Source organism: Proteinivorax hydrogeniformans (genome assembly GCF_040515995.1).
GTDB lineage: Bacteria > Bacillota > Proteinivoracia > Proteinivoracales > Proteinivoracaceae > Proteinivorax > Proteinivorax hydrogeniformans.
The window spans coordinates 2,061,138-2,074,192 of record NZ_CP159485.1 but is presented as its reverse complement, the minus strand read 5'-3'; the positions used below and the strand labels follow the sequence as shown (position 1 = coordinate 2,074,192).

Here is a 13,055-nt window from a genome sequence, read left to right as displayed (position 1 = left end):
AGGTAATCCAACATGAATACCGGAAAGCTTCTGATTGGATTTGGCTTGATATTGGTTATTATAGGAGGATATATTACACTTGGGGGTAAATTTCCTCCTTTAGGTCGTTTGCCAGGAGATATTATTCACAGAGGTGAAAACATAACTTTTTATTTCCCCATTACCACAATGGTTATTATTTCTATCTTGTTAAATTTAATATTTCGCTTGCTGAGGTAAGCAGGAACTTCTCTCATTTTGTCGAATTAATTTTATATAGACAAAGGAGGAGAGGTTAGAAAAAATGAAAAGGATGTTTAATACCAAATTATTAGTAACTTTAGTTGTAGTAAGTATATGCAGTTCTTTTTTTTATACAGGGCCTGGGATCCAGTTTGCTGAAGCGTCTCATGATGAAATAAGGGTTGGTCTATTTTTTGGCAATAACGCTTTAAGGACTGTAAACCTAGATAGCAATAACAGTAATACATTAAAAGCAAACTATAATAATGCCGAACATCCTTTATATAGTGGTGTGGGAGAGTTTGAGTTTTCTTTAACAAATGTTAATAAAACATCAACGGTTTTTAGCGATTCAGATATATCAAAGGTTAGGGAAATTTACAATCAATTATCAAATTCAAATGTGCCTGTTTTTTATGGCTTTAATGGTCTATGGCATGTTCTTGTGCCCTCTCACAGGGCAAACGAAGTTACAGATATAAATCCCTCACTTAGAGCAAGCTCTTTTTCTGTAGCAAGTCAGGTTGTAAAGGTTGAAAACAAGGGGCGCACAATTGCTTACTTTGAACAAATTGACAATAATACCGTGCTGCGCTTACATAGCGATGATGAATTCATCTCTGTTAATGATGGCTCGAGATACAGAGGCTTTATGGAAGTTCTTAAAGAAAATGATGGATTTAAGGTGATAAATCAACTGGACATGGAGCTTTACTTAAGAGGCGTAGTTCCTTACGAAATGTCGCCTTCTTGGCCCATTGAAGCTTTAGCTGCTCAAACAGTTGCCGCTAGAACTTACGCTGTTAGAAACTGGAATAAGTACAAAAGTAGAGGTTTTAACGTCTGTACCACTGTTAACAGTCAGGTTTATAGAGGATATAACTCTAGGCATGAAACTTCACGAGTTGTTGAGGCTATTGAAAAGACTGAAGGGGAAATTATAACGTTTAATGGAAACCCGATTGACGCGGTATATCACTCACATAGTGGTGGACATACAGAAAATAGTGAAAATGTTTGGGGAGGAACATTGACATACCTAAGAGGAGTAAAAGACCCATACTCAGTAAGATCTGGATCTATGTTGGATGACTGGGCTTACGAGACGGTAATTGAAGGTGTTGATGAACATGGCAGAGCTGGTTTTAAAGACGAATTAGTTTCAAGAGGCCATTTAGACTCCTCGTTTGACATTGCAGACATCGAGGTAGTAACATTTGATAGTGGTAGGGTTGATTATCTTCTACTAACCTCAGAGCAAGGCGAAGAAGTTAAGATTAGAAGCGGACAAATTTTTGGAGCTTTTCATAACAATACGTCCCCTGGTGGTTCACAGCGCTTGTGGAGCAGGGTTTTTGATGTTAAAATGGACTCTAATACTTTTATTCAATCTACTTTAGGTATTAAACAAGTTTCAGGTGATGCTTTTACAGTTTTAGGAGAAGCTGAAACGTCTGTAGTTGATGGAAAAGAAGTGTATGTACTTACTGAAAATGGGAAAACTTCATTACCAACAAGACCACATAATATAACCTTAGATGGTAGTGGATGGGGGCATGGTGTTGGCATGAGCCAATGGGGTGCTAGACAAATGGCAGTAGAAGGGTATAGTTACCGAGAGATATTGGAATATTATTATAGACAAATTGACGTAAGATAAATTATAAAAGAAAGAGGATAAAACATTGAAGCTTGAAGATTTTAATTTTAATTTACCAGACGAATTAATAGCTCAAAAACCATCTCAAAGGCGGGACGATTCCCGCCTATTGGTGTTGAAAAAAGATAAAGAAACAAACTGTATTACCCATAAAAAGTTTAAAGATATAATCGACTACTTAAACCCAAATGATCTTCTTATTTTTAATAACACTAAAGTTATTCCAGCCCGTATTTTTGGACGCAAAGATACAGGAGCTAAAGTAGAAGTGCTGTTAGTTAGAAAGGTTGATGAATATAGTTGGGAGTGCCTAGCAAAACCCGGCAAAAAACTCAAAAAAAACACTGTAATTAAGTTTCCCCAAGATATAACGGGTGAGATTACAGGTGATACAGATTTTGGCGGAAAGGTAATCAAGTTTAATTTTCCTTACGATGAGTTTATGGAAAAGTTGAAAGGCGCGGGGGAGTTACCGTTACCTCCTTATATAAAAGAAAAGCCTGATGATCAGAATCGATACCAGACTGTATATGCTCAAAAGCCAGGTGCCGTAGCAGCACCTACAGCGGGTCTTCATTTTACCAATGAGCTGTTTGAGCGCATTAAAGAAAAGGGCATAGTCACAGCTTTTGTTACTTTACATGTAGGTTTGGGCACTTTTATGCCGGTACAGGTGGAAAATGTGTTAGAGCACAAAATGCACTCTGAGTTTTATTCAATAAACGAAGAGACTGCAAAACTAATAAATCAGACAAAGAAAAAAGGTGGCAGAGTAATAGCAGTTGGCACTACGGTTGTGAGAACTTTGGAAACCGCAGCTAGTCTTAATCAAGAAATTAAGCCTTCAAGTGGGTGGACTGATATTTTCATCTACCCCGGTTATGAGTTTAAAGCAATAGATGCACTTATTACTAACTTCCATCTACCAAAATCCACTCTTATGATGCTGGTAAGTGCCTTAGCGACAAAGGATAAAATTGACTTAGCTTACCAGGAGGCAGTAAAAGAAAGATACAGATTCTTTTCTTTTGGCGACAGTATGTTTATCAGCTAAAATAAAAAAATGAGAATAGAAACTAATGCGGAGGAATAAATATGGCAATAAAATATGAATTGCTAAAAGAATGTCCAGACACTAAGGCAAGAGCAGGACTTCTACATACACCACATGGAACAATAGAGACACCAATATTTATGCCAGTGGGTACATTAGCGACAGTAAAAACAATGGACCCTAGAGACTTAAAAGAACTAAACGCACAAATTATACTTAGTAACACCTATCATTTATACTTAAGGCCAGGTCATGAAATCGTAAAACAAGCTGGTGGGCTACATGATTTTATGAACTGGGATCGTCCGATATTAACTGATAGTGGTGGATTTCAGGTGTTCAGTTTAGGTGACTTACGTAAAATTAAAGAAGAGGGTGTCACCTTCAGGTCTCACATTGATGGTTCAAAACACTTTTTTAGCCCAGAGAAGGTAATGGAGATAGAAAATGCCTTAGGAGCCGATATAATAATGGCCTTTGATGAATGCATACCTTACCCAGCAACATACGAATATGCCAAAAACTCGTTAGAAAGAACAACTCGTTGGGCAAAAAGGTGTAAAGATGCGCATAAAAACACAGACAATCAGGCTCTTTTTGGTATTATCCAAGGGGGCATGTACGAAGATTTAAGGACACAAAGTGCTGAAGATATCCTAAGTTTAGACTTTCCTGGTATTGCAGTTGGAGGCCTAAGTGTGGGAGAGCCCAAAGATGAGATGTACAGAATCTTAGAGCATACAGTTCCTATGATTCCTCAAAGCAAACCTAGGTATTTAATGGGGGTTGGCTCTGCTGATGCGCTATTAGAAGGGGTAAATCGAGGGATAGACATGTTTGACTGTGTGCTTCCGACAAGGATTGCAAGAAACGGAACTGCGATGACAGCAACAGGTAGGTTGGTAGTGAGAAATGCCAAATATGCTAAGGATTTTACTCCTATAGAAGAAGGTTGTAAATGTTATGTGTGCCGTAACTATACAAGGGCGTACTTAAGACATTTAATTAAATGTAATGAAATACTAGGATTTAAGTTAATTACATATCATAATCTCTACTATTTGTTACGCTTAATGCGAGATATGCGTTTGGCTATTTTAGAAGGTAACTTTTTGCATTTTTATAAAAGTGCAATAGATAAAATAAAGTTATAAAATAAGGAGGTAAAGAAATGGAATTTTTACAAGCATTAATGCCGTTTATAGTACTTATCGTTGTTTTTTATTTCTTTTTAATTCGTCCACAGCAAAAGCAACAAAAAGCTAGGCAAGCCATGCTATCTGAGTTAAAAGAAGGCGATAAGGTAATTACAATCGGTGGCATATTCGGAACTTTAACTGAGGTAAAAGAGGATCAGATTAAAATTAAAATTGCCGACAAAACAGAAATTAAAGCACAAAGGTTTGCGGTTGAAAAAGTAGTAGAATAAGTTAAAAGGGGCTGTTATCGACAGCCCCTTTTTTTCATCTTAAAATGAAATACGTGTGAAAAGGCATATTTTTTGCCCCTATAAAATAACTATAAACATAACAAGAACTGGGGTGAAAATATGGTGAAAAGGCGAAGAAGATATAGTGTAAAACAGCATCCAAGTGGCAAAAGCTTTGCCTATGGTTTATTTAGCAGCATAATGATATCAGTTGTAGTTCTTTTACTTTGGTCTATAATAATGAGTCTAACTACTGTCTCTGACGCTACAATAAGGGTAGTGGTAATTATAACAATAATAGTTAGTATTTTTGCCGGGGGATTTGTAAGCGCCAAAATGACAAGACAAAAAGGTTGGATAATAGGTGGTTTTGTAGGAGTTATATATTTAGTTATTCTACTTTTTATGGGAAGTGCGGTGTCCGCTCCTGACCTTAGCTTAACAGCACCAATTAACCTCATTTTTGGCTTTATAGTTGGAGCAATAGGTGGTGTTATGGCTCTTAATTTATAATTTTATTAAATAAATATTATAAAAAAAGTTGTGCTTGAGCAAAATAATACTGCAAGTGAAAACTTGAGGAGGGATTTTAATTGGCTAGAAAAAAAAGGCATGTACTACCTGAAGCAGAACAAACCATGGAAAGGTTTAAATATGAAACAGCTGCTGAACTTGGTTTAGCTGATAAAATCCGTACCAAAGGTTGGAAGAACATGACCACCAAAGAATGTGGAATGATAGGTGGACAGATGGTAAAAAAAATGATTGCAAAAGTGGAAAAGCAGTATAATAGTTAAATTAAAAAGGGACCTTTCGGTCCCTTTTCCCATATCAGTAGATTATTATTCCTAAAAAGCCAAAGCCTATTAAAATTAGAACAGGATGGAGCTTCGTATATCTAAGCAACGCAAAAGCAGCTAAAGCAATAGTAACTGTGACATAATCAATATTTAGCCCTCCTCTAACTTCAAACAAGCCGGTGCTAATTGCAATTTTTATAGTCGCAAAGCCTATTAATGCAACTACCCCAGAAACTATAGCTTTTAAAGCTCCCTTTACAACTAACAAATGTTGAGTTTTACAAATTACATATGCTAGGATAACCATCGCGATAAAAGATGGAGTTACAACTCCCAAAGTTGCAGTAATCGCACCTAAAATCCCCTCTGTTTGATAACCAATATATGTAGCTGAGTTTACAGCTATCGGCCCTGGTGTCATTTCCGCGACAGCAATTATATCTAAAAATTGCGCTTCGGTTAACCAACCTCGTCCCTCGATAATTTCCCGCTCTATGAGGGGAATCATTGCATATCCACCACCAAAACTAATAATGCCAATTTTAAAAAACGAAACAAAAAGTTGCAAAAGCGGTGCTATAAAACTCAATGGCCTTCACTCCTTTGGGGAAGCACCTTTTTACTAAACGACGCACCATACAATGCTGATAGTAAAATTATATAAACTGGATGTAGATCAAAAATTAATAATAAAAGAGCGCATATGAAAAATAAAACCCATTGACTTTTAGTTGTCAGCTTTTTCATCATTTTAAAGGTTACAGAAACAAGCAAACCAACTACAGCTGGTCTTATTCCGGAAAAAAACTTTTCCCCAACCGGCCAGCTTAGAAAAAAATTTAAAAAAGTAGCAAAAGCTAAAATGATTAAGAAGGAGGGAAGTACCACTCCCAAAGCTCCAACTATACTGCCTGGCACTCCTTTGATTCTATAGCCTAGATAAATAGCGGTGTTTATGGCAACAGCGCCTGGACCACTTTGACTTACAGCTAGAACTTCGTAATATTCATCTTCAGATATCCATCCGTTATTATCTACAACTTCCCTTTGAATAATAGGTAGCATAGCGTAGCCACCACCGAAGGTAAAAGCCCCAATTCTAAAAAAGGTAGTAAATAAATTAAATAGCATAATGCGTATGCCTCCCTTCATATAATATTATAACTGAATAATCAATAACGTCAAAATGTTTTATTGCCTCTAAAACTATGATATAATTGAAAAGGTACATAGAAAATAAAGGAGGCTTACAAATGCAAAAACATATTATTACTATTAACCCACAGAAAGAAGTAAACCAAACTCCATGTGGAGAGTGCCAAACTTCCTGTCAATCTGCTTGCAAAACTAGCTGCACAGTGGGTAATCAAATTTGTGAAAAGTAGCCTTAGGCTGCTTTTATTTCTTTATATAGAAAAAAATGGGAGTTGGAGACATGAGAGCAAAAAACTTTTATAAATTTAAAAAAAATCAAGTTAATATTTTACTAGATATTCCTACATCGACTGTCCATGTTATAGACGATGTGACAAGCGATGTTATAGACTGTATCGAACAAAAACCCACTATCACAGCAAACCAACTAGTTGAAAAACTAAGTGGTTATGACAGCAGCCAAATTGAAGGCGCTTACAACGAACTTTTAAGACTACACGAGCAAGGTAATATTTTTAATGACGAAAAACCCAGCGAACTTCCAAGACCAAATAAAGATATAATTAAAGCTATGTGCCTTCATGTTGCTCACGACTGCAATATGAGGTGCAAATATTGTTTTGCGTCAAGCGGAAACTTTGGCGGCAAAAGTGAGCTAATGGATCTTAAAACAGCTAAAAAAGCAATCGACTTTTTAGTGGAAAAATCCAATCCAAGAAAAAACTGTGAAGTTGACTTCTTTGGGGGAGAACCTCTACTTAACCTAGATATGCTCGAAGAGTTGGTAAAGTACATTAAGGAGCAGGAAGTTATACATGATAAAAATATCAGAATGACTCTTACTACTAATGGGTTGGATTTAAACGAAAAAGCCCAAGAGTTTCTAAATGAAAATGACATAGCAACTGTGCTAAGCTTAGATGGTAGAGAAGATGTAAACAATAACATGCGTAAAACAGACAAGGGGCATAAGACATACTCAACTATTGTTGCAAATTATAAATCATTTCTACAAAAACGACAATATCAAAACTACTATTTACGAGGAACCTTTACAAAAGAAAACCTTGATTTTTGTGAAGACGTTAAACATATAGTGGATTTAGGGTTTGAGGAAGTTTCTATGGAACCGGTAGTTGAAGAGCGACAAACAAGCTATACACTTACAGAAAAAGATCTTAACAAAGTCAAAGATGAATACTGGAAGTTAACGGAATTTTATCTAAAAAAAGAAGATGAAAATCTACCATTTAACTTTTTCCATTTTAACATTAACTTAGATGGTGGTCCTTGTTCTGCTAAAAGAGTGAGCGGCTGTGGTGCAGGGGTGGAGTATGTGGCTGTAGCTCCAAATGGAGATCTATACCCATGTCATCAGTTCGTAGGCGATGAGTCCTTTAAAGTAGGGGATGTGTATAATAAAGAAATAGATAGTTCTATAGCAGATACTTTCTTTAACACAACTATGTTCACAAAAGATGCTTGTAGAACCTGTTGGAGTCGTTATTTTTGTGGGGGTGGGTGCCACGCTAATGCTCACCAAATAAATGGAAATCTCACAAAGCCCTATAGTTTAGCGTGTGAGATGCAAAAAGTTAGGACTGAATGCAGCTTATATATAGAGGCAGTTAAAGCATTAAGAAAAGCAAAATAATCACAAAAAAAGGCTGATTACAGTCTTTTTTTGTATATGTAACAGTTTATCTAGAAAGGTTACTGGGAAATTTCACACCTTTCTTTATGTAATAAACTTGCAAAAGTGTAATTTGATAAGTATAATTAAAAGAAACAATATGGGGGGGAGTATGAAAAATGGCCAAAAAGAAAAAAAAGAGCTTAAATAAGTCAAAAAGTAACAATCCAACGCCAAAAAAGAAAAAGATGACCACAGGGGATTACGTTGCATTAGGAGTTTTTGTAGCACTAGCGATTGTAATAATTGGATTTACCAGCCATTATTTCTTTTTCTATAAACCAGCAGTAGAGGAAAAAGTAACAGCGAAGGGTGAAGAGTTTGTATATAGGTTCCAAGATGTCGATTATTCAACTTTTGAGATAGAACCTATTTTAGAGCTACTTACGCCAACTTTTAGGTCTAATGCTCAACCTCAGCTTGAGGGCTTTAAAAGTGATTACAAGGTAGAAGAACATATCGCTACTGCTAAGGGCATAGAAGCGGAACTTATGAACCTATCCTCTGATAGTGCTGAGGTTAGAGTTGTGCACTTTTGGGAGGTAGAGCAATCATTAGCGGGTACCGATGCAATATGGACCTATTTTGACCTGGTTTTTGATAAAGTTGAAATGCAAAATGATGAGGGTGAAGCTGAAACAAAATGGCTAATTACTAAGATGGTTTGGCCAAGTGATAGACAGGCTCGAGAGTTAAATGAGGAAAAAGATAAGCCAATAATGAACTTGGTCTCAGAATATGTGTCTGATGAACTTGAGTATGATGCTGATAAAGCTGAAAAAGAGATTGTAAAAAGATCTTATGATTATGCAGAAGTAAGGGTTGTTATGGGTCAAGAAATTAAAGAATTTAATGTCATAAAAACTGATAATAAATGGGAAATTCAAGAAGTAAAATCAGCCTCGCAAGATGTTGTTGACGAATTAGCATACATTGAAAGTCAGAAACAACAACTTGAAGATATTAGTTTGTCTTTTGTTGATAAGTATTGGACCATTGCAAGTCATGAGGAATTTTCACATGAATCCGTAAAAGAACTTATATCGGAAGATGGTATGGATAATTTGGGATGGATTATCGAGCAAAGAATGGAAGACATAATTGAGGATGAGACGAAAGCCGAGGTTATAGAATCGATGATAGCTGAGCTACATCTAGATGATGAAGTTGCTCAGGTGACAACGATTTTCCACCTTAATCGAGATAATAACAAGCAGTGGAGAGGGATGAAGCTACATTTTGAAAAAGTCGATGATAGCTGGATGATAAATGACTTTACAAATCTATACACATCCCAAGTTGAAGAAATAAGAGAAGCTATTGAAGATTAGAATAATAAAAAAATAAGATGGTGCACAATATAAAATGCACCATCTTATTTTTTATTTATTTAACTATTTTTGTGTTCTCTAGCCATTTGAAGATAATTATCGACAGACTTTTCAATTTTAGCTTGTTCCTCTTCAGTGGTAGTTCTAACAGCTTTTCCAGGTAAACCTACAATTAGAGACTTGGCGTCATATGTTTTCCCAGGTGGGACCAAGGAGTTTGCCCCCACTATACTATAGCTCTTGATGACACTTTTATCTAACACTGTAGAACCCATACCGATTAAACTAAATTCTTCAATTATAGCGCCATGTAGCACCGCGTTGTGCCCAACAGTGACTCCTTCACCAATTATAAGTGGTGTGTCATAATCTACATGAAGCACTGACCCATCTTGAATATTTGTGTTTTTTCCAATGGTAACTTTGTTCATGTCTGCTCGGATTACAACGTTAGGCCAAATATTTACCCCTTCTTCAATTTCTACGTTCCCAATAATAATGGCGCTTGGGTGGATATAAGTATTCGGGTGAATTTTTGGACTGTAGTTTTTATAATTACTTATCATTTACAGCACCTCCTGTCTATATTTTACCAAAAAAAAGGAGATATTAAAGGGTTTTAGCAAAAAATTGGAGAAAACCCATAAGTATGATTTTTACTTATTCAATAAGGAGGAGTTAATTTGCAGGTAGATATAGCGATAGCTAAAGCTAATAAACATACCATGAGTGTTGGAGGAGATAGCGCTGAAATAGTTGAAAGACCGTTAGGGGGAGTGACCGGTGTTGTAGTAGATGGGCAGGGAAGTGGTCACTCTGCTAAACTAACAAGTAATATGATTGTGGGAAAAATATCTACCCTGCTAGCTGATGGGGCAAGAGATGGTGCAATAGCGAGAGCTGTTCAAGACTACCTATATACGATTAAAGGTGGCAAGGTATCTGCTACCCTAAATATGATTTCAGTGGCTTCAGACACTAAATCATTGGTCATAAGCAGAAGTGGGCACTGCCCTATCTATATGCTGTGTGATGGAAAGGAATATAGTTATGCAAAAAAGACAAAGCCGCTCGGGTTTTATAAGTTTTCAAAACCACAGATAGTTGAGTTGCCCTTAAAAACAGGCACAAAACTTCTAACATTTAGTGATGGAATTTTGTCTGCAGGAAGAAAATATGGGAAGACTATCACTGAAGCGGATATATTAAGTTTGATGCAACAGGAATTATCAGCTTATGATATTGCAAACCAGCTAATTGATCAGGCTATAGAGCTAGATAAAGGCCGACCTAGTGATGATACTACGGTAATGGCTATCAATATTGGAGATAGCAAAAAGAATATTAGGCGGCTTTCGGCAAGTTACCCGCTGTAAAAATTGGGGTGATATTATGAAAAATATAAAAATTGCTGTTGTAGGGAACTGTGCAGCAGGGAAGACTACATTAGTAAAGAACCTAAAAAAAGCAGGTTTTGAAAGCTCATATAATGTTCCTCAAGAACATTCTATAGTAAAAAAGTTATGGAGTAGATATGAACCAGATATTCTAATATACCTACGTTGCAGCTTAGAAATAGCAAAAAAAAGACGTCCAACGATAAGCTGGGGACAGCACAGACTAGATGAGCAGAAAAAAAAGTTAGCAAATGCCCATCAGAATATGGACATATATATTGACACCGATCCCTATGATATAGATGAGGTGCTAGAAATAGCTATAAACAAAATTAAAGAAAGGGTTGAAGAAAATGGTTACATTTAATGATGTAAAGCAACATCCAACAGCACAGGAGTTTATCAAAAAGGGGAATGAACATTTAGGTGCCATGGGGTTTACTGAACATAGCTTTAGACATACCTCCTTGGTTGCCAAAATAGCATCTAATATCTTGGAAAGACTAAAATACTCAGAAAGGGAGGTTGAGCTTGCCGCAATTGCAGGTTATTTACATGATATAGGGAATGTAGTGAGCAGGTATAACCATGGACAAAGTGGGGCTGTAATAGCCTATGATATTTTAAGGTCCTTAGAAATGGATGATGGGGAAATCGCAACGATAATTGCTGCTATCGGAAACCATGAAGAACAGTATGGCGAAAGTGTCAATAGCGTAGCTGCAGCCTTGATATTGGCGGACAAGTCAGATGTACACCGTTCTAGAGTAAGAAACCCAGATGTCTCCACTTATGATATTCATGACAGAGTAAACTATGGTGCTATTCACTCATTTCTAAACGTAGATACAGAAACTAGAAAAATAACTCTAGAGCTAGAAATAGATCAAGAAATAACAACAGTCATGGAATATTTTGAGATTTTCCTGTCTAGAATGGTTATGTGTCGCCGTGCAGCAGAATTTTTAGATGCATCCTTTGGCTTAGTTATAAATGATGCAAAACTTCTATAATTGACAAGTCATGTAAAATCGAGCTATAATTTAATTTGTATATATTGTAACGGTGAAGGGAGAGAAATGCGTATGATACGTTGGAAAAGCTTAATTGCTCTTGCTGTTTTTGTAGCGATAGTAGTAGGAGTAACTGTTTTTGCTATACCAGTAATTGAAAGAGATATGAACTTGGGGTTAGACCTTCAAGGTGGCGTGTATGTATTGTTGCAGGCTGTTGAAACTGAAAGAAGCGAGGTTACTGATGAGTCGCTAAGCGGAACTATTGAAGTTTTGCGTAACCGTGTAGACCAGTTAGGTGTTACTGAACCCCTTATTCAGCAAGAGGGCAGTGATAGAATAAGAATTGAGATAGCTGACGCAGATCAAGATCCTGAGCATGTCTTAGAGCTAATAGGGCAGACGGCGCAGCTGGAGTTTTTAAACGCTGAAGGTGAAGTAGCTTTTAGTGGCGCTAACCTAGTTGATGCAGGGGTTACTTTTAATGAATTTAACCAGCCGGTAGTATCGTTAGAGCTTGATGATGAGGGGTCAAGGATTTTTGAAGAACTTACTAGAATTCATTCACAAACTGGAGAAAGTATTCCTATCCAACTTGATGGCGAAGTAATATCATCACCGGTGCCACAAGAAACTATTACAGGAGGCCAGGCGGTCATCTCAGGTGTAGGGAATGTGGATGATGCAGCTATTTTAGCAAGCCTTTTAAGATCAGGGGCGTTACCCCTTGAATTAGAACAACTTGAGGTTCGCTCTGTAGGACCAGAATTAGGAAGTCGCGCACTACAAGCTTCACTTTATGCAGGTTTATTTGGGTTAGGTTTAGTAATGTTATTTATGATAATATTCTATCGAGTCCCAGGTCTTATAGCAGCATTTAGCTTGTTGATATATCTGTTACTAGTTATGTTTTCGATGCTGGGTATTGGGGTTGTACTTTCTCTTCCTGGCATAGCCGGTTTGATTTTAACTATCGGAATGGCGGTTGACGCTAACGTAATCATATTTGAAAGAATAAAAGAGGAAATAAGAAACGGAAAAACTCTTAAAAGTGGGTTAGAGTCAGGCTTTAGAAGGGCGAAAACAACTATTTTGGACTCCAACATTACCACACTTATAGTGGCAGCAGTGCTATTTTCTATGGGGGCAGGGCCTATTAGAGGTTTTGCTGTTACACTTTCTATTGGTGTAGTGGTGAGTATGTTTACTGCACTGTTTATAACTAGGATATTACTAAGCGTGGTAGTAAACTCCAACCTAATAAAAAATACCAAGCTTTTTGGTGTAAGGTAGGTGAGGCT

General features: G+C 36.8%; 17 protein-coding genes. 14 read left to right on the top strand and 3 right to left on the bottom strand.

Annotated elements, in window-relative coordinates; genetic code table 11:
• The first annotated feature begins 12 nt into the window (after positions 1–12).
• From PRVXH_RS09975 to PRVXH_RS09945, 7 genes are all read left to right on the top strand, one after another.
• Positions 13–219 carry a DUF2905 domain-containing protein gene (locus PRVXH_RS09975; RefSeq protein WP_353892633.1) on the top strand — a complete coding sequence of 69 codons (207 nt, stop codon included), beginning with the start codon at positions 13–15 and terminating at the stop codon, positions 217–219.
• 64 nt (positions 220–283) lie between these two features.
• Positions 284–1,882, top strand: a complete 1,599-nt coding sequence (locus PRVXH_RS09970; RefSeq protein ID WP_353892632.1) for a SpoIID/LytB domain-containing protein — start codon at positions 284–286, stop codon at positions 1,880–1,882.
• 25 nt (positions 1,883–1,907) lie between these two features.
• Positions 1,908–2,936 (top strand): tRNA preQ1(34) S-adenosylmethionine ribosyltransferase-isomerase QueA, encoded by a 1,029-nt coding sequence (queA, locus tag PRVXH_RS09965; protein ID WP_353892631.1) that lies wholly within the window; start codon positions 1,908–1,910, stop codon positions 2,934–2,936.
• Positions 2,937–2,977: 41 nt separating this feature from the next.
• Positions 2,978–4,090: a tRNA guanosine(34) transglycosylase Tgt gene (gene tgt, locus PRVXH_RS09960; RefSeq protein WP_353892630.1), complete on the top strand. Its 1,113-nt coding sequence runs from the start codon at positions 2,978–2,980 to the stop codon at positions 4,088–4,090.
• 17 nt (positions 4,091–4,107) lie between these two features.
• Positions 4,108–4,365: a preprotein translocase subunit YajC gene (yajC, locus tag PRVXH_RS09955; protein WP_353892629.1), complete on the top strand. Its 258-nt coding sequence runs from the start codon at positions 4,108–4,110 to the stop codon at positions 4,363–4,365.
• Between the two features lie 120 nt (positions 4,366–4,485).
• Entirely contained in the window at positions 4,486–4,878 is a 393-nt protein-coding gene (locus tag PRVXH_RS09950) for a TIGR04086 family membrane protein (RefSeq protein ID WP_353892628.1), read from the top strand.
• A gap of 80 nt (positions 4,879–4,958) precedes the next feature.
• Positions 4,959–5,162, top strand: coding sequence for an alpha/beta-type small acid-soluble spore protein (locus tag PRVXH_RS09945; RefSeq protein ID WP_353892627.1), 204 nt, complete (start codon positions 4,959–4,961; stop codon positions 5,160–5,162).
• Between the two features lie 34 nt (positions 5,163–5,196).
• Here the strand turns inward: PRVXH_RS09945 and PRVXH_RS09940 are convergent, their stop codons facing one another.
• Both PRVXH_RS09940 and PRVXH_RS09935 read right to left on the bottom strand, forming a co-directional pair.
• Positions 5,197–5,754, bottom strand: coding sequence for a chromate transporter (locus PRVXH_RS09940; RefSeq protein ID WP_353892626.1), 558 nt, complete (start codon positions 5,752–5,754; stop codon positions 5,197–5,199).
• On the bottom strand, positions 5,751–6,296 hold the full coding sequence (locus tag PRVXH_RS09935) for a chromate transporter (protein WP_353892625.1): 546 nt from the start codon (positions 6,294–6,296) through the stop codon (positions 5,751–5,753). Before PRVXH_RS09935 ends, PRVXH_RS09940 begins: the two co-directional genes overlap by 4 nt.
• A 122-nt stretch (positions 6,297–6,418) precedes the next feature.
• On the opposite strand from PRVXH_RS09935, the gene scfA reads away from it, so the two are divergent.
• From scfA to PRVXH_RS09920, 3 genes are all read left to right on the top strand, one after another.
• Positions 6,419–6,550 carry a six-cysteine ranthipeptide SCIFF gene (scfA, locus tag PRVXH_RS09930; protein ID WP_353892624.1) on the top strand — a complete coding sequence of 44 codons (132 nt, stop codon included), beginning with the start codon at positions 6,419–6,421 and terminating at the stop codon, positions 6,548–6,550.
• 50 nt (positions 6,551–6,600) lie between these two features.
• Positions 6,601–7,974 carry a thioether cross-link-forming SCIFF peptide maturase gene (gene scfB, locus PRVXH_RS09925; RefSeq protein ID WP_353892623.1) on the top strand — a complete coding sequence of 458 codons (1,374 nt, stop codon included), beginning with the start codon at positions 6,601–6,603 and terminating at the stop codon, positions 7,972–7,974.
• 158 nt (positions 7,975–8,132) lie between these two features.
• Positions 8,133–9,344 carry a hypothetical protein gene (locus tag PRVXH_RS09920; protein WP_353892622.1) on the top strand — a complete coding sequence of 404 codons (1,212 nt, stop codon included), beginning with the start codon at positions 8,133–8,135 and terminating at the stop codon, positions 9,342–9,344.
• A gap of 59 nt (positions 9,345–9,403) precedes the next feature.
• Here the strand turns inward: PRVXH_RS09920 and PRVXH_RS09915 are convergent, their stop codons facing one another.
• Positions 9,404–9,910: a gamma carbonic anhydrase family protein gene (locus PRVXH_RS09915; protein WP_353892621.1), complete on the bottom strand. Its 507-nt coding sequence runs from the start codon at positions 9,908–9,910 to the stop codon at positions 9,404–9,406.
• Positions 9,911–10,027: 117 nt separating this feature from the next.
• Between PRVXH_RS09915 and PRVXH_RS09910 the strand changes: the two genes are divergently transcribed.
• From PRVXH_RS09910 to secD, 4 genes are all read left to right on the top strand, one after another.
• Complete coding sequence (locus PRVXH_RS09910) at positions 10,028–10,720, top strand: PP2C family protein-serine/threonine phosphatase (protein WP_353892620.1); 693 nt, start codon at positions 10,028–10,030, stop codon at positions 10,718–10,720.
• A gap of 16 nt (positions 10,721–10,736) precedes the next feature.
• On the top strand, positions 10,737–11,108 hold the full coding sequence (locus PRVXH_RS09905; RefSeq protein WP_353892619.1) for a hypothetical protein: 372 nt from the start codon (positions 10,737–10,739) through the stop codon (positions 11,106–11,108).
• On the top strand, positions 11,095–11,754 hold the full coding sequence (locus PRVXH_RS09900; RefSeq protein WP_353892618.1) for an HD domain-containing protein: 660 nt from the start codon (positions 11,095–11,097) through the stop codon (positions 11,752–11,754). The genes PRVXH_RS09905 and PRVXH_RS09900 overlap by 14 nt, the downstream gene beginning before the upstream one ends.
• Before the next feature lie 72 nt (positions 11,755–11,826).
• The gene (gene secD / locus PRVXH_RS09895; RefSeq protein ID WP_353892617.1) at positions 11,827–13,047 is read left to right on the top strand and encodes a protein translocase subunit SecD; all 1,221 of its coding nucleotides are present in this window, start codon (positions 11,827–11,829) and stop codon (positions 13,045–13,047) included.
• Positions 13,048–13,055 lie beyond the last annotated feature (8 nt).